Below are 25,854 nucleotides of genomic sequence, written 5' to 3'. Positions count from 1 at the left end.
ATAGGGGACTGTTCCCTGCTAAAAGGAGGAACAATATGGAATACGTAATTGAGATGAATAATATTACAAAAGTATTCCCAGGAATTGTAGCGAATGATAATATTACGCTGCAAGTAAAACAGGGAGAAATACATGCTTTACTTGGAGAAAATGGTGCAGGGAAATCAACGTTAATGAATGTACTATTTGGTTTGTATCAACCGGAGCAGGGAGAAATTAAAATTAAAGGGAAATCTGTAAAAATTACAAACCCTAATATTGCAAATGACTTTGGTATTGGGATGGTGCATCAGCATTTTATGCTTGTTCATAATTTTACAGTTACAGAGAATATTATTCTAGGAAATGAACCGAAGAAAAAAGGGAAGATTGCCATTGATGAAGCGGCAAAAGAAATTAAAAAGTTATCTGAACAATACGGTTTAGCGGTGGATCCATATGCAAAAATTGAAGATATCTCTGTTGGGATGCAGCAGCGTGTGGAAATACTAAAAACGCTCTATCGTGGGGCGGATATTTTAATTTTTGATGAGCCAACAGCTGTATTGACACCTCAAGAAATTCATGAACTGATTCAAATTATGAAAAAACTTGTGCAAGAAGGCAAATCTATCATTCTTATTACACATAAGTTAAAAGAAATTATGGAAGTTTGCGATCGTTGTACGATTATTCGTAAAGGTAAAGGAATTGGAACTGTTGACGTTGCACATACAGATGAACATAAACTTGCAGAATTAATGGTCGGACGTCAAGTGAATTTTAAAACAGAAAAGTCAGACGCCAAACCTAAGGAAGAGGTACTTTCTATTGCAAACCTTGTGGTTCATGATGCACGTCAATTGCCTGCTGTAAAAGGGCTTGACTTAACTGTTCGTGCAGGAGAAATTATCGGTATTGCAGGGATTGATGGCAATGGACAAAGTGAACTAATAGAAGCGATTACTGGTTTACGAAAAGTTGAGTCAGGTTCTATTGCAATTAGAGAGAAGGAAATAACAAATTGGCCTGTTAGGCGGATTACAGAAGAGGGTATCGGTCATATTCCGGAAGATCGTCATAAACATGGTCTCGTTCTCGATTTTTCAGTAAGAGATAATATGGTTTTACAAACATATTATAAAAATCCATTTTCTAATAAAGGTGTTTTGAATTTTGCTAAAATCACAGCAAAAGCTAAAGCGCTTATTGAGCAGTTTGATGTGCGTACGCCAAGTGAACAAACATTAGCTCGAGCATTATCTGGTGGGAACCAACAAAAAGCAATTATTGCACGTGAAGTAGATCGTGACCCAGATTTATTAATTGCAGCACAGCCAACACGTGGTTTAGATGTGGGAGCTATTGAATTCATTCATAAAAAATTAATTGAGCAGAGAGATAAAGGAAAAGCAGTGCTTCTTCTTTCGTTGGAACTTGATGAAATTTTAAATGTAAGTGACCGCGTTGCTGTTATTTATGAAGGGAAAATCGTTGCGATTATTGATGCGAAAGAAACGAACGAGCAACAGCTTGGTCTTTTAATGGCTGGGGGAACAGGGAAAGAGAAGGTGAATACAAATGGCTAAAAAATTTTTAACGGAGCGAACGATTAATATTTTAGTTCCAGTGTTATCCGTTATCTTTGGTTTGCTTGTTGGCGCCATTGTCATGTTAGTCAGTGGATACGATCCAATTGTCGGCTATACAGCGTTATGGGAAGGTATGGTTGGAAATCCGCAGGCTTTAGGTGAAACGCTTCGTACGATGATTCCACTTGTTTTAGCTGGTCTTTCTGTTGCATTTGCGTTCCGTACTGGACTATTTAATATCGGTGTTGAAGGCCAACTATTAGTGGGCTGGCTTGCAGCGGTTTGGTTTGGATATGCTGTTTCATTACCAGCATTTCTTCATATTCCCTTATCGATTCTAGTTGCAGCAATTGTTGGCGGACTTTGGGGCTTTATTCCTGGATATTTGAAAGGAAAATTTAAGGTTAATGAAGTTATTGTGACTATTATGATGAACTATATTGCACTTTATGTCACATATGACCTTATTAAACGCTTTTTACATGAAGCAAATGAGAAATCATATGATATACAGTCGAGCGCATCTTTATCATCTGAGTGGTTATCCTCTTTAACGGAAGGATCTCGTCTTCACTGGGGAATTGTAGTTGCGATTCTAGTTGCAATTCTCATGTGGTTCTTATTAGATCGAACTACTTTAGGATATGAATTGAAATCAGTTGGATTTAACCAACATGCTTCTCAATATGCTGGTATGAAAGTATCTCGTAACGTTATATTATCGATGACAATTGCTGGCGCGTTTGCAGGAATCGGCGGTGCAATGGAAGGGCTTGGAACATTCCAAAATATGACGGCCATGTCTTCGTTTACGGGAATTGGATTTGATGGAATCGCAGTAGCACTTCTTGGAGGAAATAATCCATTTGGTATTTTACTAGCAGCATTATTATTCGGTGGTTTAAAAAGTGCAGCACCACAAATGAACTTCGAAGCAGATGTTCCGTCTGAGTTAATTAATGTAATCATTGCATGTATTATCTTCTTTGTTGCTTGTAGTTATGTTTTACGGTGGGCGCTTACACGCATGAGCAAGGAGGGGAAATAAATGAGTTTCCTAGATATTTTAGCCATTCTTGTGACAGGTACGTTATATACGGCAGCACCACTTATCTTTACAGCGCTCGGCGGAGTGTTTAGCGAAAAATCCGGTGTTGTAAATATTGCATTAGAAGGGTTAATGTTATTTGGTGCATTTGTTGGTATTGTTACAACCTTGTTAATGGGTGATACGTGGGGTCCGATGACGCCTTGGATTGCACTTATATTTGCTGCAATTGGCGGTGGACTATTTGCTCTTCTTCATGCGGTTGCATCCATTACATTCCGTGCTGATCAAGTGGTAAGTGGGGTTGCCATTAACTTTTTAGCGCTCGGTTTAACAGTCTTTGCAATTAAGAAGATATTTGGAAAAGGACAAACTGATTTTATTCAATATCGTATTGAAAAAATTGATGTTCCAGGACTTTCTGATATTCCGGTCATCGGAAAAATCTTTTTCTCAAATGTACCATTAACATCGTATATTGCCATTATTTTAGCATTTGTTGTTTGGTACATTATTTATAAAACTCCATTTGGTCTTCGCCTGCGTGCTGTTGGTGAGCATCCGATGGCGGCGGATACAATGGGGATTAATGTGTACAAAATGCGTTATATCGCTGTTTGTATTTCAGGAATGTTTGCTGGGGTTGGTGGTGCCATCTTCGCAATGTCGATCTCAAATAACTTTTCAGGTGTAACGATTACAGGACAAGGATTTTTAGCGTTAGCAGCTATGATTTTTGGTAAATGGAATCCGCTCGGTGCTCTTGGTGCTGCTCTGTTTTTCGGTTTTGCACAATCTCTTGGTGTAACAGGTGGTACGATTCCTATATTAGATCAAATTCCAAGTATTTTCTTAACGATATTACCATATGTATTCACGATTTTGGCACTCGTTGGTTTTGTAGGACGTTCAGAAGCTCCAAAAGCACTTGGAACGCCATATGAAAAAGGGAAACGATAAAGACCTCTTGCAGTTAAAAGTATTTGTAATAAAAAAGTAAGATGTAAAAAGCTCGCACATTAGTGCGAGCTTTTTTACATACAATATGTCTAATACAGTAAAATACCTTTTATACGATACTTACATTATAAGAGATGATGTGATAGTAGGATAAAGTGAAAAGGTAAGAAAAGTTGCTTTTTCTTTTCTAAAAACTGTATATTGAAGAGGAATATTCCTACATATGTAAAGGAGGGCTATATAATGAAATTAATGGAACAGCAAATGCATGAACTAGGTGGTTTGCGTGTACATATTATTCCAACAGACAAATATAAAACGAATACCTTTGTATTTCGCTTAAAAGCACCTTTAAACGAGGAAACGGTGACAGAGCGAGCGCTATTGCCATATGTATTACAAAGCGCAACAGAAAAACTACCATCTGTTATTCGTCTTCGTCAATATTTAGAGGAATTATACGGTTCTTCCCTAGCGGTGGATGTAAGTAAAAAAGGGGAAGATCATATTATCTCTATTTATGTAGACATTGCAAATGAAACGTATTTACAAGATGCACCGCCGCTGTTTGAAAAAGCACTTGCAATGCTGTCGGATATTGTATTACATCCGGCAACAGAAGGAAACGGCTTTCTGCAATCGATTGTAGAAAGCGAGAAAAGGGCACTTGTGCAACGAATTGAAGCTACATATGATGATAAAATGCGTTATGCAAATGAACGATTAATAGAAGAAATGTGTAAAGTGGAACCATATCGTTTAAGTGCGAATGGACAAAAGGAGCGCGTAACAAGTATAGCCAGTGAAACTTTATATCAATATTATCAAAAAGTGTTAGCAGAAGATGAAATGGATTTATATATCATTGGTGATATTGGAGAAGATGCAATTGATCTTGTAGGTAAATATTTTTCAATTTCGCCTCGTGCGCCGAAAGAAAAAAATGTCCTTCTTCATAAAAGGAATAATGAAGAACAAGAAATAGTGGAGAAACAAGAATTAAAGCAAAGTAAATTAAATATTGGATATCGCACGTACATTACGTACCGCGATGAAGATTATTTTGCACTGCAGTTGTTCAACGGTTTATTTGGAGGTTTTTCACATTCGAAATTGTTTGTCAATGTACGTGAAAAAAACAGTTTAGCATATTATGCAGCATCTCGCTTTGAAAGCCATAAAGGACTCCTCTTTGTTATGTCTGGAATTGAAGCAAAAAATTATGAAAAAGCAGTTACGATCATTAAAGAGCAGATGAAAGCGATGCAAAATGGTGATTTTTCAGAAGAGGAAATGAAACAAACAAAAAGCGTGATTCAAAATCAAATTTTAGAAGCAATTGATACACCGCGCGGTTTCGTTGAGCTCCTTTATCATGGTGTCATTGCAGAACGTACGCGCCCGGTAGAGGAATGGTTAACGGGAATTGAACGTGTTACAAAAGAAGATGTTGTAAAAGTTGCGAATAGCATTGAGTTAGATACCATTTACTTTTTACACGGAACGGAGGGAGAATAAATGGAAAAAATCGTTTATGAACAATTAAAAGAAACACTCTATTATGAAAAGCTTCCGAATGGATTAGAAGTATACATTCTACCAAAACAGGGTTTTAATAAAACATTTGCAACATTTACAACAAAATACGGTTCTATGGATAATACGTTTGTTCCACTTGGAAAAGAAGAAATGATTCGAGTACCGGATGGAATCGCCCATTTCCTTGAGCATAAGTTGTTTGAGAAAGAAGATCATGATGCATTTCAACTGTTTAGTAAACAAGGGGCTTCTGCTAATGCGTTTACGTCATTTACGAGAACGGCCTATTTGTTTTCGTGTACATCAAATGTAGAAACAAATTTAAATACATTATTGAATTTCGTACAGGAACCTTATTTCTCTGAACAAACCGTTGAAAAGGAAAAAGGAATTATCGGTCAAGAAATTCAAATGTATCAAGATAATCCAGATTGGCGCTTATATTTCGGCTTAATCGATAGCTTATTTGTCAAACATCCGATTAAGATTGATATTGCTGGAACGATTGAGTCCATTAGCAACATTACAAAAGACTTATTATATGAATGCTACGAAACTTTTTATCATCCGAGCAATATGCTGATGTTTGTTGTAGGCGCAATTGATCCAGAAAAAACAATGGATTTAGTACGTGAAAATCAGGCGAAGAAAGATTATAAAAACCAACCAGAAATCGTTCGTTCTTTTGAAGAAGAACCAGAAGAAGTAAATGAGAGGAAAATGGTCATTTCCATGCCTGTTCAAACTCCAAAATGTTTAGTTGGTGTGAAAGCAAATCAACTAAAACAAAAAGGTGATGAACTTTTAAAGCAGGAAATTGCATTGACACTGCTTTTAGATTATTTATTTGGAAAAGGTTCTACGCATTATGAGTCTTTATATAATGAAGGTTTAATTGATGATACGTTCGCTTATGATTACACGGAAGAAAGTAATTTTGGTTTTGCAATGGTTGGGGGCGACACGAAACAACCCGACGAGTTAGCAAATCGTTTAATCAGTATTTTGCTGGAAACAAATTATGATGAGTTAAGCGAAGAAACGTTAGAACGTGTAAAGAAAAAGAAAATTGGTGGCTTTTTACGCTCGCTCAACTCGCCAGAATATATTGCAAATCAATTTACACGATATGCTTTCAATGGCTCTAGTTTATTTGATGCACTTTCGACTTTAGAGAGCTTAACGGTTCGAGATTTGCAAGAAGTAGCAAAAACACTCTTATCAGAAGAAAGAATAAGCGTTTGCCAAGTATTGCCGAAGAAATAAAGTGAAACTTTAATCATTGGGGGGATTTTTTCATCCTCCAATGATTATTAGTTGAACGAATCGGGCTTTTACGGGCAGTTTATCCCCCACCTAACTTTTTTGTTTTTGGCATAACTTTGATGTGGGGGGATTACTGCCCGTTAATGCGGGATAAAGTCATCAATATGGGCCTTTCCTATATTGATGGAACAACGAATGGATTCAAGAGAGGAAAGACATGAAAAAGTTTGCATTAGTGACTGGGGGAAGCGGAGGAATTGGCTCCGCAATTACAACACAGTTAATTGAAGATGGTTATACAGTATATGTTCATTACAATCGAAGTGAAGAGAAAGTTAAAGAATTAGAGCTGCGGTTTGGTACGATTATTCCAGTCCAAGCGAATTTGGCAGCGCCAGATGGTGCAGAAAAGCTTTGGGCACAAATTCATCATCCAATTGACGTCATTGTGTATGCAGCTGGAAAAAGTATATTTGGGTTAGCGACAGATGTTACAAATGAGCAATTGAATGAAATGGTGGAATTGCAGGTGAAAAGTGTATATAAACTTCTGTCATTTGCACTTCCATCAATGATTCGTATGCGTTATGGAAATATCGTTATCATTTCATCTATATGGGGGCAAATAGGGGCTTCTTGTGAAGTACTATATTCTATGGTAAAAGGTGCACAAAATTCTTATGTCAAAGCCTTGGCAAAGGAAGTTGCTTTAAGTGGTGTACGTGTAAATGCAGTAGCTCCAGGAGCAATAGAAACGGAAATGTTAAGCGTATTTTCAGAGGAGGATAAGAAAGGGATCGCGGAAGAAATTCCAGCTGGACGATTAGGAGTGCCAGAAGAGGTTGCAAAAACCGTCTCTTTCCTTGTTTCCCCGAACTCTTCCTATATAACAGGACAAATTATTGGAGTCAACGGTGGTTGGCATTGTTAAAATAAAAAATAAATACATAAAAAGCAAGAAATTGTACAAATTAAGCATGATTCTATTACTTAATAGTGAGGTGCTTAAACATGTCAGTATTAGATAACTTTGAACAATGGAAAGGCTTTTTAGGAGAGCGTCTAGAGCAAGCGCAAGGAAAAGGTCTTGATGGTGGTACTGTTTCAGATATGGCATACCGCGTTGGAGATTATCTTGCAAATGAAGTACAGGCACGCAATGACCAAGAAAAGCTTTTAGCGGAGCTTTGGAAAGTTGCTGATGAGCAAGAGCAGCATACAATTGCGAATTTAATGGTGAAATTTGTACAACATAAGTAAAAGAGAGAGGAGAAAATCCTCTCTTTTTTTTGAGCGATAGAAAATACCGTGACTCGATTGTACATTTATCTTCCCTATTAACGTAAAATCATATAATATAGTACGTAGGTGTAAAGTAAGCAAGGGGAGTGGTCTTGAATGATTGAATGGTATTTTGAATATGAAATACATAAAAACCGACCTGGCTTGCTTGGTGACGTTTCTTCGTTAATCGGTATGCTTGGCATTAATATTGTCACAATTAACGGTGTAGATAATGCTCGACGTGGGCTGTTGCTTATGTGTGATAATCAAGAGCAAATTTCTAGACTTGAATCAATTTTGAATACGATGGATAATATAACGGTAACGAAATATCGTCCGCCGAAGCTTCGAGATAGGTTGGCAATTCGGCACGGCAGGTACATACAACGAGATGCAGATGATAAAAAGACATTCCGTTTTGTACGTGATGAATTAGGATTACTGGTTGATTTTATGGCAGAATTGATGAAAAAAGAGGGCCATAAACTCATCGGGATTCGAGGTATGCCTCGCGTTGGGAAAACAGAATCTATCGTTGCTGCAAGTGTTTGTGCAAATAAGCGTTGGCTGTTTGTTTCATCAACGCTCATTAAACAAACCGTACGTAGTCAACTGATTGAAGATGAGTATAGCGACGACAATATTTTTATATTAGATGGAATTGTTTCAACAAAGCGTGCGAATGAAAGGCATTGGCAGCTTGTTCGTGAAATTATGAGATTACCAGCAACAAAGGTTGTCGAACATCCAGATGTATTTGTGAGTCAATCAGAATATACACTTGATGATTTTGATTATATTATTGAGTTGCGTAACGATTATGATGAAGAAATTCAATATAATTTAGTAGATGAAATTGAGCAAGGAACGCAAAATAATTTCTCTATGTTTGACTTTTAAAGAAATATTGGGGTGTTAGCAGTGACGGAATTAGGACAAAAGCTGAGGGAAGCAAGAGAAGCGAAAGGCTTGTCTATTGATCAGCTACAGGAAGTTACGAAAATTCAAAAACGATATTTAGTGACGATTGAAGAGGGCGATTACAGTATATTGCCTGGTGCTTTTTATGCACGTGCATTTATTAAACAATATGCGGACGCCGTTGGTTTGAACGGGGAAGAATTGTTGGTAGAGTATCAAAGCGTAGTACCACAATCAGTATCTCATGATGTACCACAAGTATCAAAAGGCCAAAAAACACAAGAAACAATGCAAAAAGCAGTATCACTTCCAATTGCAGATCATATGCCAAAGATTTTGATTGCATTGTTAGTGATAGCAGTCGGGATTGCGGTTTGGTTTATTTTCCAAGCATTGACTGGAAAAGATGATGTACAAGTAAAACAAAGTAAAAGTGAACAAATAGAAGTAGAGAAAGCAAAAAATTCTCCGCTTGATGAAAAGAAAGATAAAGTAAAAGCGGAAGAAGACAAAAAAGAAGAGCCTAAAAAAGAAGAACCAAAAAAAGAAGAACCAAAAAAAGAAGAGCCACCAGCTTCAACACAAGAGGAAGTTAAAGTTGTTGGAACAAGTGGAAAGGTATCTACTTTGGAAATTCATAATAATAAAGCATTACAGCTAGAAATTACAGCGAAAGGTGCAAGTTATGTAGATATTAAAAATGACGGTGAAAATGTTATTTTTAATGGTACGTTACAAGAAGGCCAGACAGAAAAACGTGATTTAACAACAGAAAAAGAAGTGCGCCTTAACATTGGAAGTGCACCGAATGTTGAAATTAAACTGAATGGCCAAGTTGTTGCTTTCCCATTAGATCCAGAAAAAGAATATCATCAAAGATTGGTGATTAAAAACTTAGGGACAGAACAACCAGCACAATAATAGTCATCGCTTCGATGACTTTTTTGCAATGAACAAATGTTTTTGACATGATGGAGGAATAGCTGTGAATTTACCAAATAAAATTACAATATCTCGAATCTGCCTGATCCCAATTTTTCTAGTGATTATGCTTGCTCCTTTTAATTGGGGAACTTATTCAATTGGAAATGTGGATTTACCAATTCAGCATTTGGTAGGAGCGATTATTTTCATCATTGCTTCAGCTACTGACTGGATTGATGGACATTATGCAAGAAAACACGATCTTGTGACGAATTTAGGGAAGTTTTTAGATCCTTTAGCAGACAAATTGTTGGTATCTGCCGCATTAATCACACTTGTGGATTTACATTATGTGGCGACATGGATCGCTGTTGTTATTATTAGCCGTGAGTTTGCGGTTACAGGACTACGTCTTGTATTAGCTGGTACAGGGGAAGTGGCAGCTGCAAAGATGCCTGGGAAAATAAAAATGTGGATGCAAGTGATTGCAATTTCTGCATATCTACTTCATGATGTACCATTCAATCTACTTCATATTCCAGTTGCGGAAATCACAATTTGGATTGCACTTATTTTTACGGTTATTTCAGGATGGGATTATTTCTGGAAAAATAGAGCTGTGTTTATGAATTCAAAATAACAGCTTATGGGGGAATCGGAATGAATGCCGAAATTATTGCGGTTGGAACAGAATTATTACTCGGGCAAATCACAAATACAAATGCGAAGTTTTTATCTGAGAAGTTGGCCTTACTTGGAATTAATGTCTATTATCATACTGTTGTAGGTGATAATAATCACCGCTTACAAGAAGCAATTCAAATTGCTGAGAAGCGAGCAGATATGTTAATTTTCACTGGAGGATTAGGGCCGACAAAAGACGATTTAACAAAGGAAACGATTGCATCTTCCTTACAAGAAGAACTTGTGTATGACGAAGTAGCACTAACGTCAATTGGCGCGTATTACAAGCGTACAGGGCGTGAGTTTACAGAAAATAATAAGAAGCAAGCACTTGTTTTAAAAGGGTCGACTGTATTTGCAAATGATCACGGTATGGCTCCAGGTATGGGATTGACCAAGAACGAGAAGGTATTTATTTTATTACCAGGTCCACCGAAAGAAATGAAGCCGATGTATACAAGTTATGTAGAGCCGTTTTTACGTAACTTTACAACTGGTGAACATATATATTCTCGCGTTCTCCGCTTTTTCGGCATTGGAGAATCTCAACTAGAAGTGAAAGTTCAAGATTTAATTGATAACCAAACAAATCCAACGATTGCGCCGCTTGCTTCTGAAGGAGAAGTAACACTTCGCCTGACTGCGAAACATCATGATGTTAAGCAAGCAGAAGTGTTGATTCAGCATGTGGAGGATTTAATTTTAGAAAGAGTAGGGGAATTCTTCTACGGATATAATCAAGATTTGCTTCATCATAAAGCGATTGCTCTATTGAAGCAAAAAGGGTTAACATTGGCATGTGCGGAAAGTTTAACTGGTGGCCTTTTTGGCGATCAAGTGACTGAAAGTGCTGGTGTATCTTCTGTATTTAAAGGCGGCGTGATCTGTTATCATAACGATGTGAAGCAACACATTTTGCAAGTACCAGAGGAAACATTACAAACAATGGGTGCTGTTAGTGAACAATGTGCTCGATACCTCGCTGAAAACGTTAAAAAACTTTTGAAGGCAGATATTGGTATTAGTTTTACTGGAGTTGCAGGTCCGGATGCTTCAGAAGGAAAAGATCCGGGGACTGTTTTTGTTGGCTTAGCAATAGAAGGGAAACCAACGCTTGCTTTTCCACTTATATTAAGTGGAAGCCGCCAGCAAATTCGAGAACGTTCTGTAAAATATGGGTTTTATCATTTATACAGAAAGCTAGAAGAGATGTAAGTCTCTTTTAGCTTTTTTTGTGGCTGAAAATAAGACATTTCTCTAGAAAAAATAAAAAAATCGAATAAACGTTCGATTTTTGTTGGCAAATTGAAACGAAAATAGGTATAATAAGATTAGCAATAACGTTAAGGAGGAATTTGAATGAGTGATCGTCAAGCGGCATTAGATATGGCGTTAAAACAAATAGAGAAGCAATTCGGTAAAGGTTCTATTATGAAATTAGGGGAGCAAGCGGAACGTAGAATTTCTACGATTTCAAGTGGCTCGTTAGCACTTGATGTAGCTCTTGGTGTCGGTGGCTATCCACGAGGTCGTGTTATTGAAATCTACGGGCCTGAAAGTTCAGGTAAAACAACAGTTTCGTTACATGCGATTGCAGAGGTGCAACGTCAAGGCGGACAAGCAGCATTTATTGATGCAGAGCATGCGATGGATCCGGTATATGCACAAAAATTAGGTGTTAATATTGATGAATTACTATTATCACAACCAGATACAGGTGAACAAGGTTTGGAAATCGCAGAGGCATTAGTACGAAGTGGTGCAGTTGACATTATCGTTATTGACTCTGTAGCAGCTCTTGTTCCAAAAGCGGAAATTGAAGGTGAAATGGGTGACTCTCACGTTGGTTTACAAGCACGTTTAATGTCACAAGCGCTTCGTAAGCTTTCTGGTGCAATTAACAAGTCTAAAACAATCGCTATCTTTATTAACCAAATTCGTGAAAAAGTTGGGGTTATGTTCGGGAACCCAGAAACAACTCCAGGTGGTCGTGCGTTGAAATTCTATTCAACAGTGCGTCTTGAAGTGCGTCGTGCTGAGCAGTTAAAACAAGGTAACGACATTGTTGGTAATAAAACAAAAATAAAAGTAGTAAAAAATAAAGTGGCACCTCCTTTCCGCGTAGCAGAAGTTGATATTATGTACGGAGAAGGGATTTCAAGACAAGGTGAGATTTTAGATATGGCTTCTGAACTTGATATTGTCCAAAAGAGTGGAGCATGGTATTCCTATAATGAGGAGCGCTTAGGGCAAGGTCGTGAAAATTCAAAGCAATTTTTAAAAGAAAATCCAGAGCTAACAGATGAAATTGCATTCTTTATTCGTGAGCATCATGGTATTGGTGAAGGATCTAATTCTGAAAGTGGAGAAAATACGGATCTTTCTAATGAATAAAAGACACGATTTCGTGTCTTTTATTTTTTTATCATGGAATCTATAGGGTGAGTATTAGAGGTAATAAATAAGGAATTAATAAGGCGAAATGGGAGGGAAATGCCTCAAAAAGTCCGAATTTTTCTTTTAATGATGGATTAGAAGGAAGAAAATTCTTATTTAAGAAAAGTTTCGCTTCACAAAGGTAAAGAAAGTAAAAGTAGACAACGCTTGACAATGAAAATTGCGATAGATACAATGAGAATGTATATTTTTTCTTATATACGATACACTCTTCTCTAGAAGAGAAGTAACATTCGGAGTAGATTGTGAATCTTTCCGAAATAATAATATGACATTTTAATCGTGAAATGAAGAAAGTCCCTTAAAAAAGCGGGGCGACGGTCTTTGCTGTACGTTGCAAATCAATGTACATGCCGACAGTCTTTTTTCATTCATAGCAAGGGGAGGTGAAATCATGAGCAGCACAGTTTGGATACTCATCTCCATTTTGCTTGCAACAGTCGGTGCAGTTGTTGGCTTTTTTGTTCGAAAGTCTATTGCAGAAGCGAAGATTAACGGTGCAGCAAATGAAGCGAGACGCATCTTAGAAGAAGCGGGTCGTGAAGCAGAAGCACTAAAGAAGGAAGCGCTTTTAGAAGCAAAGGATGAAATTCATACACTTCGTACAGAAGCTGAATTAGAAATTCGTGACCGTAGAAGCGAATTGCAAAAGCAAGAAAATCGTTTAATGCAAAAAGAAGAGAACCTTGATCGTAAAGACGAGACGCTCGATAAACGCGAGCATATGTTAGAAAAGAAAGAGGAATCTCTTGTAGCGAGACAACAACAGATTGAAGAGTTGGAAAGCAAAGTGGGAGAGTTAGTACAAAAGCAACAAACAGAATTAGAGCGCATCTCTAGTCTGACACGCGAACAAGCTAAAGCAATCATTTTAGGTAAAGTCGAAAGTGAAATTTCTCATGAAATTGCCGTTATGGTAAAAGAAACCGAAGTTCGTGCGAAAGAAGAAGCAGACAAGAAAGCGAAGGAGATTTTATCTCTTGCAATGCAAAGATGTGCAGCTGATCATGTTGCTGAAACAACCGTTTCGGTTGTAAATCTTCCAAATGACGAAATGAAGGGCCGTATTATCGGACGTGAAGGTCGTAACATTCGTACGCTAGAAACATTAACTGGTATTGATCTTATTATTGATGATACGCCAGAAGCGGTAATTTTATCAGGATTCGATCCAATTCGTCGTGAAACTGCTCGTATTGCTCTTGATAAGCTCGTTCAGGATGGACGCATTCATCCAGCACGTATTGAAGAAATGGTTGAAAAATCAAGACGTGAAGTGGACGAGTATATTCGCGAAGTAGGAGAGCAAACGACTTTCGAGGTGGGTGTACATGGCTTACATCCAGATTTAATCAAGATTTTAGGACGTTTGAAATTCCGTACAAGCTATGGTCAAAACGTTTTAAAACACTCTATGGAAGTAGCGTATTTAGCGGGACTTATGGCAGCAGAACTTGGCGAAGACGAAAAACTCGCAAGACGTGCAGGTCTATTGCATGATATCGGTAAAGCAATTGATCATGAAGTAGAAGGAAGTCACGTTGAAATTGGTGTTGAACTTGCAACGAAATATAAAGAGCATCCTGTTGTTATTAACAGTATTGCATCTCACCATGGTGATACGGAACCAACTTCTATCATTGCAGTTCTAGTTGCAGCAGCGGATGCATTATCAGCTGCAAGACCTGGAGCTCGAAGTGAGACTCTTGAAAACTATATTCGTCGTCTTGAAAAGTTAGAAGAGATTTCAGAATCCTATGAAGGTGTAGAAAAATCTTTTGCAATTCAAGCAGGACGTGAAGTTCGCATCTTGGTAAAACCGGATACAATCGATGATTTAGAAGCTCATCGTTTAGCACGTGATATTCGAAAACGCATTGAAAATGAATTGGATTATCCAGGACATATTAAAGTGACGGTTATTCGTGAAACTCGTGCAGTGGAATACGCAAAATAAAGTGGTGTTACGCCACTTTATTTTTTTGTGTTGGGATTGGGTAATATAGAATGAAGCTTCTAGTGATGAGAATTTTTTCATCTCTCACTGAGAAAAGTTGCACTGTATACACGAGCAATATTGTTCCTTTATACGTGATGAGCTTGTATGATAAGAATAAAATAAGTAGTACATAGAGAGGGTAAGACATATGAGAATTTTATTTGTTGGGGATGTAGTAGGATCTCCTGGAAGAAGTATGATTCAACAATACGTACCGGCGTTAAAGAAAAAGTATACGCCTACTGTAACAATCATTAATGGAGAAAATGCTGCAGGTGGACGTGGTATTACAGAAAAAATTTACCGGAACTTTTTAGAGTGCGGTGCACAAGCTGTGACGCTTGGAAATCACGCTTGGGATAATCGTGAAGTTTTTGAGTTTATTGATGATGCAAAATATCTTGCAAGACCCGCTAATTTTCCGGAAGGAACGCCAGGAAAAGGACTTATCTTTGTGAATTGTAATGGCACAGAAGTAGCGGTTATTAACTTACAAGGACGTACATTCTTACCACCAATTGATTGTCCGTTCAGAAAAGTAGATGAATTAATTAACATTGCGAAAAAACGTACAAATATCATCTTTATTGATTTTCATGCTGAGACAACGAGTGAAAAACAGGCGCTTGGTTGGTATGTAGACGGTCGTGCTACGGCAGTAGTTGGAACGCATACGCATGTTCCGACAGCAGATAATCGTATTTTACCAAGTGGGACAGCGTATATTACAGATGTAGGTATGACAGGTCCATACGATGGTATTTTAGGTATGGATCGTGAAGCTGTATTGAAGAAATTTTTAACGAATCTACCTGTACGTTTTGAAGTAACAAATGGTAGAACGCAGCTAAGTGCGGTGTTAATTGATGTGGACCCGAATACAGGAAAAGCAAAAAGAATCGAGCGTATTTTAATTAATGATGATCAACCTTTTTTTGAATAGTATTTTATAAAAGTTAGAAAAAACATTATATTTTAATTTTTTAGAAAAATTACAGAGATTTAGCAGGAATACATGCTGTTCCTCGTGAATATAAGTTAAAAGTGAAATCAATCGCTAATACTTTTTAAAGAAACGAGGAGGAAACGAGCAATGGAAATATTAAAAGTTAAAGCAACTTCGGTCCCTAACTCTGTAGCTGGTGCACTTGCTGGAGTTATTCGTGAGCGTGGCTCGGCAGAAATGCAAGCTATTGGCGCAGGTGCATTAAATCAAGCGGTGAAGGCAGTAGCAATTGCAAGAGGGTTTGTAGCGCCTAGTGGTTTAGACTTGATTTGTATCCCCGCTTTTACAGATATTATGATTGATGGTGAAGAACGTACGGCAATAAAATTAATTGTAGAACCTCGTTAAGTTTGAACAGCCTGTTTGCTTTAAGCAAACAGGTTGTTTTTATGGAGAAGGGGGAGCGGAATTGAAAATTTTTGATGCACATTGTGATGTGCTATGGCAACTATGGAGAGCGAATGGCAAGAAGGATTTTCAAAATGATTCTTCTTTACATATTACTTTTGAACAATTACAGCAAAGAAAAGGAAGTATACAATGCTTTGCAATATATGTTCCCGAAACAGTACCATATGAACAGCGCTTTGAAGTTGCGTTAGCTATGGTAGATATATTTTATAAGCAAATTTTGTCGTTGCCTAACATGAAATTGATACAGACAAAAAAAGACTTACAACAATTAGGGGAAAATGAAATTGGTGCTGTTTTAACGTTAGAAGGATGCGAATCGATAGGAAAAGAAATAATGAAATTACGCACGCTCTATCGTTTAGGGGTCCGATCTGTTGGATTAACGTGGAACCATGCGAATTTAGTAGCTGATGGAGCAATGGAGACAAGAGGGGCGGGACTTACTACCTTTGGTAAGGAGGTCGTAGCAGAGCTCAACTCATGTCATTTATGGACGGATGTATCTCATTTGAATGAAAAAGGATTTTGGGATGTGATGAAAATCGCTACATATCCGATTGCATCACATTCAAATTGTTATCACCTTTGTGGGCATCCGCGCAATCTAAAAGATGAACAAGTAAAGGCACTCATTCAAAAAGATGGTGTAATTGGTGTGACATTTGTTCCTGAATTTTTAACAAATCACAGGCCAGCCTATATAGATGATATATTACGGCATGTGGAGCGTATTTGTTCACTTGGAGGAGAGCGTAATGTTGGATTCGGTTCTGATTTTGATGGTATTTCGGAGATGGTTGTAGGTGTGAAAACATACAATCATTATGAATATATAATCAACGAATTAAGTAAGCGATATAGTGAAACAAATGTTCAGCGCTTTTTATATGATAATTTTATCAATCATATGTCTTTCTAGTCGCTTATTTTATGCTGTATTTCTAAGGAAAAACAAAAGTTAGAAAAATTAAAAAATTAAAATAAAATCAGGCCAACTTATTGCATTTTTTCTGTGGTAAGGCTAGAATTGTAGACGAATTAAGATTATGCAAAACATTCAGGGAAGTCAGAAGAGGTATAATTTGCGTCCATTGTAGTTTCTTTGCATAAAAAGTGCTACACTAATACTGTAAAAAAATACACTACAATGAATGCAGCCAAAGGGGTGTAGGAGATGATTAGTCAACTTTCATGGAAAGTTGGAGGACAACAAGGTGAAGGAATTGAAAGTACAGGGGAAATCTTCTGTATTGCATTAAACCGATTAGGTTATTATCTATACGGTTATCGCCACTTTTCATCACGGATTAAGGGTGGTCATACAAATAATAAAATTCGCGTAAGTACGACAGAAGTGCGCGCGATATCCGATGACTTAGATATTTTAATTGCGTTTGACCAAGAAACAATTGACTTTAACTTCCACGAATTACGTCCGGGTGGAATTGTCGTTGCTGATGCAAAATTTAATCCAAGCATTCCAGAAAGCACAGATGTGACGCTATATGCAATTCCATTTACAGATATTGCTTCTGAACTTGGTACATCATTAATGAAAAACATGGTTGCTGTTGGAGCATCTAGTGCAGTATTAGGATTAGACGAAACTGTTTATTTAGATGTTGTAGATGAAATTTTCGGCCGCAAAGGTCAAGCAGTTGTTGAAAAGAATATGGAAGCAATTAAACGCGGCTCTCAATATATGAAAGAATTACTTGGCGAGCAAGTAAATATGATGCAGCTTGAAAAAGCAGATGGTCAAAAACGTATGTTCATGATTGGTAACGATGCAATTGCGTTTGGGGCAGTAGCTGGTGGTGCTCGCTTCATGTCTGCATATCCAATTACACCTGCATCTGAAATTATGGAATACTTAATTAAGAAGCTACCAAAAGTAGGCGGAACAGTTATTCAAACAGAGGATGAAATTGCTGCTTGTACAATGGCAATTGGTGCAAACTACGCTGGTGTACGTACGTTAACAGCGTCAGCAGGTCCTGGTCTATCTTTAATGATGGAAGCAATTGGTTTAGCTGGTATTACAGAAACACCTCTTGTTATTGTTGATACGCAACGTGGTGGTCCAAGTACAGGGTTACCAACAAAACAAGAGCAATCTGATTTAATGGCGATGATTTACGGTACACATGGTGAAATTCCAAAAATCGTAATGGCGCCAAGTACTGTTGAAGAAGCGTTCTATGACATTGTCGAAGCGTTTAACTTAGCAGAAGAATATCAAGTTCCTGTTATCTTCTTAACAGATCTACAGCTTTCTTTAGGTAAGCAAACAGTAGAACCACTGAAATTAGACAAAGTAGAAATTCGCCGCGGTAAGCTTGATTTACAAGCAGAGTTACCAGAGCGTGAAAATAAAGCATATTTCAAACGTTACGAAGTGACAGAAGACGGCGTTTCACCACGAGTTATACCTGGTATGAAAAATGGTGTTCACCATGTAACAGGTGTAGAACATGATGAAACGGGTAAACCATCTGAATCCGCACTGAATCGTAAATCACAAATGGACAAACGTTTCCGTAAAATGGAAAATCTGAAGTTTAATACCCCTGTTTATAAAAATGCCAAGTATGATGACGCTGATGTACTACTAGTAGGCTTTAACTCTACACGCGGTGCAATTGAAGAAGCGATGGAGCGCTTAGAGCAAGAAGGGTTAAAAGTAAACCACGCTCACGTTCGTTTAATTCATCCGTTCCCAACAAATGAAATTCTTCCGCTTGTGAAGAGTGCAAAACGTGTTGTTGTTGTAGAAAATAACGCAACGGGTCAGCTTACTAATATTATGAAGATGAATCTTGGCTTTGGTGAGAAAATTTCTAGTCTGTTAAAATACGACGGAAATCCATTCTTACCAAAAGAAATTTACAACGAATGCAAAAAAGGGGTTGTATTAAATGGCAACATTTAAGGACTTTCGTAACAGTGTAAAACCAAATTGGTGTCCAGGTTGCGGTGACTTCTCAGTGCAAGCAGCAATTCAACGTGCGGCTGCTAACGTCGGCTTAAATCCAGATGAATTAGCGGTTATTTCTGGTATCGGATGTTCTGGTCGTATTTCGGGTTATATTAATTCGTACGGTGTTCATAGTATTCATGGACGTGCACTTCCAATTGCACAAGGTGTGAAAATGGCAAACCGTGATTTAACAGTTATCGCATCTGGTGGTGACGGTGATGGTTTTGCAATTGGTATGGGACATACGATCCATTCAATTCGTCGTAACATTGACATTACGTATATCGTTATGGATAACCAAATTTACGGTTTAACAAAAGGTCAAACTTCACCACGTAGTGAAGCTGGATTTAAAACGAAAAGTACGCCACAAGGTTCAATTGAGCCAGCATTATCTGTAATGGAAATGGCGTTAACTGCTGGTGCAACATTTGTTGCACAAAGTTTCTCTAGTGACTTAAAAGAGTTAACGCAGCTGATTGAAGCTGGTATTCAACATAAAGGTTTCTCTTTAATTAACGTATTTAGCCCATGTGTAACTTACAATAAAGTAAATACGTACGATTGGTTTAAAGAGAATTTAACAAAACTAAGTACAGTAGAAGGGTATGACCCATCTAACCGTATGGTTGCAATGCAAACATTAATGGAAAACAAAGGTTTAGTAACGGGCTTAATTTATCAAAATACACAGCAGCCTTCTTATCAAGAACTTGTAAAAGACTACAGTGAAAAACCTTTAGTTCAAGCTGATTTACAAATGGATCAAAAAATGTTTGATGAACTCGTTGCTGAGTTTATGTAATAAAAAAGGCTGCCAACTGGCAGCCTTTTTAGTTATAGTAGGATGTTGTTTTTATTTGTTCTAAGAATATAGTGCACCGCAATATCCATCAGTAAGATTGAAAACCTCCACTGAGAAAAGTTTTACTTTATCTTCAAAGGCTTTGTTTACTTGGAAAATTCAGAATGATAGAATAATGAATGAACGGTTATAACATGAGACGGTGTTCATTCCCTGTAGGAATCGGTTATGGGACAAGTGCCTCTTTGTTGTTTAATTTCGCTAAACGCTATATACTATGATAATGTATATAAGCAATATGTTTCTGACAAAGACAAGGTAAAACAACAAGGATAAAGGGAAATGTCCATCAGTAGGAAGAAATTTCACTTTTACGGATGGTTAGCTCGGTGGATTGGGCTCTTAGGACAGTTATCTCTCAACTAGCTTCATAACCTTTGAGATGGGGTCTTATTGCCCATTAGAGTGAGCTAAAAAGATTGTGTATAGTTTGGGTTGAAAGGAGATTACTCATGAACGAGCAACAACGATTAGCAAGTCAACAAGCCAATTCTTCTATGAAAAAAGAAGAAAAAGATTATAGCAAATACTTTGAAAATGTATATCAGCCACCTTCCTTAAAAGATGCGAAAAAACGTGGGAAAGAAGAAGTTAAAATTGAACGTGATTTTGGCTTACCAGAAGAATTTCGTAACTTTGGTACAGGAAGAAAATTTTATATTCGCACTTACGGGTGTCAAATGAATGAGCATGATACAGAAGTGATGGCTGGTATTTTTACAGCACTTGGATATGAACCAACATTCTCAACAGAAGATGCAGATGTGATCCTATTAAATACTTGTGCAATTCGTGAAAACGCTGAAAATAAAGTGTTTGGGGAACTGGGGCATTTAAAACCGTTAAAACAAAGGAACCCTGACCTTTTAATTGGTGTATGTGGTTGTATGTCTCAAGAGGAATCTGTCGTAAACAAAATTATGCAAAAAAATCAGCATGTAGATATGGTATTTGGTACACATAATATTCATCGCTTACCTTACATTTTAAAAGATGCCATGTTCTCAAAAGCAACAGTTGTTGAAGTATGGTCAAAAGAAGGGGATGTAATTGAAAACCTTCCAAAAGTACGCCGTGGTGATATTAAAGCATGGGTAAATATTATGTATGGGTGCGACAAATTCTGTACATACTGCATCGTACCGTATACACGTGGGAAAGAGCGTAGCCGTCGCCCAGAAGATATTATTAACGAAGTACGTCATTTAGCCGCAAATGGCTATAAGGAAATTACGTTACTTGGTCAAAACGTAAACGCATACGGAAAAGACTTTGAAGATTTAGAATATGGCTTAGGCAATCTGATGGAGGAACTTCGTAAGATTGATATAGCGCGTATTCGTTTTACAACAAGCCATCCGCGTGATTTTGATGACCGCTTGATTGAAGTGCTTGGAGAAGGCGGTAATTTAGTTGAACACATTCACTTACCAGTGCAATCTGGAAGTACAGATATGTTGAAAATTATGGCGCGTAAATATTCGCGTGAGCATTATTTAGAACTTGTACGTAAAATTAAAACAGCGATTCCGAATGCTGTTTTAACAACTGATATTATCGTTGGTTTCCCAAATGAAACAGACGAACAATTTGAAGAAACGCTGTCGTTATATCGCGAAGTAGGCTTTGATAGTGCATTTACATTTATTTATTCTCCGCGTGAAGGTACACCCGCTGCAAAAATGAAAGATAATGTACCGATGGAAGTAAAAAAAGAGCGTTTACAACGCTTGAATACATTAGTAAATGAATTCTCTGTAGAGAAGAATAAACGATATGAAGGGCAAATTGTTGAAGTGCTTGTTGATGGAGAAAGTAAGAACAATCCTGATGTGCTGGCAGGTTATACACGTGCTAATAAGCTCGTAAACTTCGCAGCACCAAAATCAACAATTGGTCAGCTTGTAAAAGTAAAAGTGATAAAAGCAAATACTTGGTCTCTAAACGGGGAATTGGTTGAGGAGCCAATCGAGGTGAAATAATAAATGACAGCTTATTCAAAAGATGAAATTGTAGAGCGTGCAAAAGAATTAGCGAAACTGATTGCTGAAACAGAAGAAGTAGATTTTTTTAAACGTGCGGAGGCGCAAATTCATAAAAATGAAAATGTAAAACGTGCGATTGATGAAATTAAAGCACTGCAAAAACAAGCAGTTAATTTGCAGCATTATGGTAAGTGGGAAGCATTGAAAAAAGTAGAAGCGGAAATTGATGCATTGCAAGATAAGCTGGATAGCATTCCGGTTGTGCAGGAGTTTAAATCGTCTCAAACTTATGTAAATGATTTGCTACAACTTGTAGCAAGTACCATTTCAAATAACGTAACGGATGAAATTTTAATTTCAACGGGTGGCGATGTGTTAAAAGGAGAAACTGGTGCTGAAGTAGCGAGTAAAAAAGGGAACTGTGGCTGTTAAAGGAGATGTCTTATGGACATCTCTTTTTTATTTTATTTAGGGTATATATTGTTTTGTCAAAAAAAGAATGACACATTCCGCTCTTGTCACGCATATGATTAAGTGAATATTGATTGAGGAGGGTTCCGAATGTCCGAATTTAGAGAGATCATTACGAAAGCCGTTGTGGGCAAAGGACGAAAGTATATGAAAACCACTCATACATGCGAATCAAATCATGAACCTACAAGTATTCTCGGATGTTGGGTAATTAATCACGCATATGAGGCGAAAAAGAATGGTAAAACTGTAGAAATTGAAGGATATTATGATATTAATACTTGGTACTCATTTGATGAAAATACCAAAACAGAAGTTGTAACAGAACGTGTGAATTACACAGATGAGGTGAAAATTGGCTATCGCGACAAAAACTTTTCTGGTGACGATTTAGAGATTATTGCTCGTGTTATTCAGCATCCGAATTGTTTAGAAGCAATTGTTTCACCAAATGGTAACAAAATAGTTGTAACTGTAGAGCGTGAATTTGTAACAGAAGTTGTTGGAGAAACAAAAATTTGTGTAAGTGTAAATCCTGATGGCTGTCCGGAAGAGGAAGAAAATTTTGAAGTGGATGATGACGAATTTGAAGATTTAGATCCAAACTTTATTGTAGACGCAGAAGAGGAATAAAAGAAAGCTAGGGAGATTCTTCCTAGCTTTTTTTACATAAGGTCAGAGATGCTCAATTGAATTTTTTCGTGTTATAATAAAGAGAGACTCCTATCAGTGGAGATATGATTGTCAGTGAAGTACGGCATATAATATATAGCTAATTATGTATAAAGTGTGGAGGAAACAAATGGCTCAGTATACCCCGATGATACAACAATATTTAACAGTCAAGGCAGACTATCAAGATGCCTTTTTATTTTTTCGCTTAGGTGATTTTTATGAAATGTTCTTTGAGGATGCAGTAAAAGCGGCTCATGAACTTGAAATTACGTTAACAAGCCGAGATGGAGGGAGCAGCGATCGGATTCCAATGTGCGGTGTCCCGCACCACGCTGCTAAAAATTATATTGAACAGCTCGTTGAAAAAGGATATAAAGTGGCTGTTTGTGAACAAGTAGAAGATCCGAAAACAGCAAAAGGCGTTGTACGCCGTGAAGTGGTTCAATTAATTACGCCTGGAACGATGATGGAGGGGCGTACGATTGATGAAAAAGAAAATAACTTCTTAGCGGCGTTAACACGCTTTGAAGATGGTTCCTATGCATTGGCTTGCAATGACTTAACGACAGGGCAAAATACCGTTACATTGCTAACTGGTACTGTAGAAGATGTTTTATTAGAAGTATATGCGACAGGTTCAAAAGAAATTGTTGTGGCATCTACGTTTTCAAAAGATGAGCTAAATAAGCTGACAGAAACATTGAAAATGACAATTTCCTATGAGGATGAAACAAAAATTCCTGAAGGATTGGAACATCTTGTTCAAAATGTGACGCAAACGAAATTAGTTGCAGCAGTTGGGCGCTTATTTAATTATGTATTACGAACACAAAAACGTTCGCTAGATCATCTGCAGCCAGTCGATATTTATTATACAAATCAATTTATGAAGATTGATGTTCATTCTAAACGTAATTTGGAGTTAACAGAAACCATTCGAACAAAAGAAAAAACAGGCTCTCTATTATGGCTGTTAGATAAGACAAAAACAGCGATGGGTGGAAGAATGTTAAAGCAGTGGATGGAACGTCCGCTCATACAAAAAGAAAAAATTGAAGAGCGTTTAGAAATGGTTGAAACGTTTGTGAATGATTATTTCTTACGTGAAGATTTAAAAGAAAAATTAAAAGAAGTATACGACTTAGAACGTTTAGCAGGGAAAGTTGCATACGGCAGTGTGAATGCTCGTGATTTATTACAATTAAAGCGCTCATTACTGCAAGTGCCTGCTATTTTAGAGACAGTAGAGCGTTTAGAGAATGGATATGCATCCCAATTAATTCAAGGTGTTGATCCATGTGAAAGTTTAACGGAGCTACTAGAAAGAAGTATTCAAGAAAATCCACCGCTTTCTATAAAAGATGGTGACATTATAAAAGACGGCTATAATGACAAGTTAGACCAGTATCGTTATGTAAGTAAAAATGGAAAAACGTGGATTGCAGAGCTTGAAAAGCGCGAGCGTGATATAACAGGGGTTAAGTCTCTGAAAATTGGTTACAATCGTATTTTTGGATACTATATCGAGGTGACAAAAGCAAACCTTGCATCACTTCCAGAAGGTCGTTATGAACGAAAACAAACGCTTGCAAATGCAGAACGCTATATTACGGATGAGTTAAAAGAAAAAGAAACGATGATTTTAGAAGCAGAAGAAAAAATTGTTCAGCTAGAATACGATCTATTTACTGCGCTTCGTGAAGAAGTGAAAGTGTTTATTCCGAAATTGCAGCAATTAGCGAAAGTTATTAGTGAACTAGATGTACTTCAAAGCTTTGCGACAGTTAGTGAAGAAGAGCAATTTGTAAAACCAACGTTAACAAATAAACGAGAAATCTTTATTAAAGATGGTCGTCATCCTGTCGTTGAAAAAGTATTAAATGGAAAGCTTTACGTTCCAAACGATTGTATTATGCCTGAAAATATGGATGTCTTTTTAATTACTGGTCCAAATATGTCTGGTAAAAGTACGTATATGCGCCAATTAGCACTTGTCACTGTGATGTCGCAAATTGGTTGCTTTGTACCGGCGACAGAAGCTGTGCTGCCTGTTTTTGACCAAATCTTCACGAGAATTGGAGCAGCGGATGATTTAATTTCTGGACAAAGTACATTTATGGTCGAAATGTTAGAAGCGAAAAACGCAATTGCGAATGCATCAGAAAGAAGTTTAATTTTATTTGATGAAATTGGCCGCGGTACATCTACGTATGATGGTATGGCACTAGCGCAAGCGATTATCGAGCATATTCATGATCAAATCGGGGCAAAAACATTATTTTCAACGCATTATCATGAATTAACAGTGCTAGAAGAAAGTTTAGAGCAGCTTAAAAATGTACATGTTTCAGCTATTGAAGAAAATGGTAAAGTTGTCTTCTTGCATAAGATTCAAGATGGAGCAGCAGATAAAAGCTATGGTATTCACGTTGCACAGCTTGCGGAGCTTCCAGATAGCTTAATCGCTCGTGCAAAAGAAGTATTAGCTCAGCTTGAAGGGCAAGAGGAAGTTACGCTTCCGAAGCGAGTGGAAACAAAAGTTCAAAAAGAAACAGTGCAAGAAACAGTAGTCATAAAAGAAGAGGTAGAGACGCTGCCACAAGAACCAGAGGAAGTAGAAGAATCACAGCTATCATTCTTTGCGGCGGAACAAACTGCGAAGAATGAAGAAAAACCGATGCTTGACCAAAAAGAAACAGCTGTATTAACGCAAATTAAAAAAATTGATTTACTTGATATGACACCACTAGAAGCGTTAAATGAATTGTACCGCTTACAGAAAAAGTTAAAGAAAGGATGAGTAAG

The 25,854-nt window shown here is 37.4% G+C and carries 22 protein-coding genes; all 22 read left to right on the top strand.

Features of this window, described 5'->3' with window-relative positions:
* The first annotated feature begins 35 nt into the window (after positions 1-35).
* Positions 36-1,568, top strand: a complete 1,533-nt coding sequence (locus tag QRE67_RS17470; protein WP_286121495.1) for an ABC transporter ATP-binding protein — start codon at positions 36-38, stop codon at positions 1,566-1,568.
* A complete protein-coding gene (locus QRE67_RS17465; RefSeq protein ID WP_286121494.1) occupies positions 1,561-2,619 on the top strand; it encodes an ABC transporter permease in 1,059 nt (352 codons plus the stop codon). The genes QRE67_RS17470 and QRE67_RS17465 overlap by 8 nt, the downstream gene beginning before the upstream one ends.
* Positions 2,620-3,579: an ABC transporter permease gene (locus tag QRE67_RS17460; protein WP_286121493.1), complete on the top strand. Its 960-nt coding sequence runs from the start codon at positions 2,620-2,622 to the stop codon at positions 3,577-3,579.
* 243 nt (positions 3,580-3,822) lie between these two features.
* Complete coding sequence (gene yfmF, locus QRE67_RS17455; protein ID WP_286121492.1) at positions 3,823-5,097, top strand: EF-P 5-aminopentanol modification-associated protein YfmF; 1,275 nt, start codon at positions 3,823-3,825, stop codon at positions 5,095-5,097.
* Positions 5,098-6,384 carry an EF-P 5-aminopentanol modification-associated protein YfmH gene (gene yfmH / locus QRE67_RS17450; RefSeq protein ID WP_286121491.1) on the top strand — a complete coding sequence of 429 codons (1,287 nt, stop codon included), beginning with the start codon at positions 5,098-5,100 and terminating at the stop codon, positions 6,382-6,384.
* Between the two features lie 217 nt (positions 6,385-6,601).
* Positions 6,602-7,315: an elongation factor P 5-aminopentanone reductase gene (gene ymfI / locus QRE67_RS17445; protein WP_286121490.1), complete on the top strand. Its 714-nt coding sequence runs from the start codon at positions 6,602-6,604 to the stop codon at positions 7,313-7,315.
* A gap of 80 nt (positions 7,316-7,395) precedes the next feature.
* A complete protein-coding gene (locus QRE67_RS17440) occupies positions 7,396-7,644 on the top strand; it encodes a DUF3243 domain-containing protein (protein WP_286121489.1) in 249 nt (82 codons plus the stop codon).
* Positions 7,645-7,782: 138 nt separating this feature from the next.
* Complete coding sequence (locus QRE67_RS17435) at positions 7,783-8,568, top strand: DUF3388 domain-containing protein (RefSeq protein ID WP_242144577.1); 786 nt, start codon at positions 7,783-7,785, stop codon at positions 8,566-8,568.
* 21 nt (positions 8,569-8,589) lie between these two features.
* Complete coding sequence (locus QRE67_RS17430; RefSeq protein WP_286121488.1) at positions 8,590-9,510, top strand: helix-turn-helix domain-containing protein; 921 nt, start codon at positions 8,590-8,592, stop codon at positions 9,508-9,510.
* 64 nt (positions 9,511-9,574) lie between these two features.
* The gene (gene pgsA / locus QRE67_RS17425; protein ID WP_286121487.1) at positions 9,575-10,153 is read left to right on the top strand and encodes a CDP-diacylglycerol--glycerol-3-phosphate 3-phosphatidyltransferase; all 579 of its coding nucleotides are present in this window, start codon (positions 9,575-9,577) and stop codon (positions 10,151-10,153) included.
* Positions 10,154-10,173: 20 nt separating this feature from the next.
* Positions 10,174-11,412, top strand: a complete 1,239-nt coding sequence (locus QRE67_RS17420; RefSeq protein ID WP_286121486.1) for a competence/damage-inducible protein A — start codon at positions 10,174-10,176, stop codon at positions 11,410-11,412.
* Positions 11,413-11,556: 144 nt separating this feature from the next.
* Positions 11,557-12,591, top strand: a complete 1,035-nt coding sequence (recA, locus tag QRE67_RS17415; protein WP_286121485.1) for a recombinase RecA — start codon at positions 11,557-11,559, stop codon at positions 12,589-12,591.
* A 457-nt stretch (positions 12,592-13,048) separates the two neighbouring features.
* Positions 13,049-14,611, top strand: a complete 1,563-nt coding sequence (rny, locus tag QRE67_RS17410) for a ribonuclease Y (RefSeq protein ID WP_286121484.1) — start codon at positions 13,049-13,051, stop codon at positions 14,609-14,611.
* Positions 14,612-14,801: 190 nt separating this feature from the next.
* On the top strand, positions 14,802-15,596 hold the full coding sequence (ymdB, locus tag QRE67_RS17405) for a 2',3'-cyclic-nucleotide 2'-phosphodiesterase (protein WP_286121483.1): 795 nt from the start codon (positions 14,802-14,804) through the stop codon (positions 15,594-15,596).
* Between the two features lie 150 nt (positions 15,597-15,746).
* Positions 15,747-16,007: a stage V sporulation protein SpoVS gene (gene spoVS / locus QRE67_RS17400; protein ID WP_286121482.1), complete on the top strand. Its 261-nt coding sequence runs from the start codon at positions 15,747-15,749 to the stop codon at positions 16,005-16,007.
* Between the two features lie 61 nt (positions 16,008-16,068).
* Positions 16,069-16,992, top strand: coding sequence for a dipeptidase (locus tag QRE67_RS17395; protein WP_286121481.1), 924 nt, complete (start codon positions 16,069-16,071; stop codon positions 16,990-16,992).
* 255 nt (positions 16,993-17,247) lie between these two features.
* Complete coding sequence (locus tag QRE67_RS17390; protein ID WP_286121480.1) at positions 17,248-19,005, top strand: 2-oxoacid:acceptor oxidoreductase subunit alpha; 1,758 nt, start codon at positions 17,248-17,250, stop codon at positions 19,003-19,005.
* Positions 18,992-19,858 carry a 2-oxoacid:ferredoxin oxidoreductase subunit beta gene (locus QRE67_RS17385; protein WP_286121479.1) on the top strand — a complete coding sequence of 289 codons (867 nt, stop codon included), beginning with the start codon at positions 18,992-18,994 and terminating at the stop codon, positions 19,856-19,858. Before QRE67_RS17390 ends, QRE67_RS17385 begins: the two co-directional genes overlap by 14 nt.
* Before the next feature lie 512 nt (positions 19,859-20,370).
* A complete protein-coding gene (gene miaB, locus QRE67_RS17380; RefSeq protein WP_286121478.1) occupies positions 20,371-21,900 on the top strand; it encodes a tRNA (N6-isopentenyl adenosine(37)-C2)-methylthiotransferase MiaB in 1,530 nt (509 codons plus the stop codon).
* Positions 21,901-21,903: 3 nt separating this feature from the next.
* A complete protein-coding gene (locus QRE67_RS17375) occupies positions 21,904-22,335 on the top strand; it encodes a YlbF/YmcA family competence regulator (RefSeq protein WP_286121476.1) in 432 nt (143 codons plus the stop codon).
* A 129-nt stretch (positions 22,336-22,464) separates the two neighbouring features.
* Positions 22,465-23,007, top strand: a complete 543-nt coding sequence (gene cotE / locus QRE67_RS17370; protein ID WP_286121475.1) for an outer spore coat protein CotE — start codon at positions 22,465-22,467, stop codon at positions 23,005-23,007.
* 169 nt (positions 23,008-23,176) lie between these two features.
* Positions 23,177-25,849 (top strand): DNA mismatch repair protein MutS, encoded by a 2,673-nt coding sequence (gene mutS, locus QRE67_RS17365; protein WP_286121474.1) that lies wholly within the window; start codon positions 23,177-23,179, stop codon positions 25,847-25,849.
* Positions 25,850-25,854: the final 5 nt, after the last annotated feature.

Origin of the sequence: Bacillus sp. DX3.1 (genome assembly GCF_030292155.1) — a bacterium.
In the GTDB taxonomy this organism is placed as follows: domain Bacteria; phylum Bacillota; class Bacilli; order Bacillales; family Bacillaceae_G; genus Bacillus_A.
The sequence above is the reverse complement of the archived record's forward strand: the minus strand, read 5'-3'. Positions and strand labels throughout refer to the sequence as shown.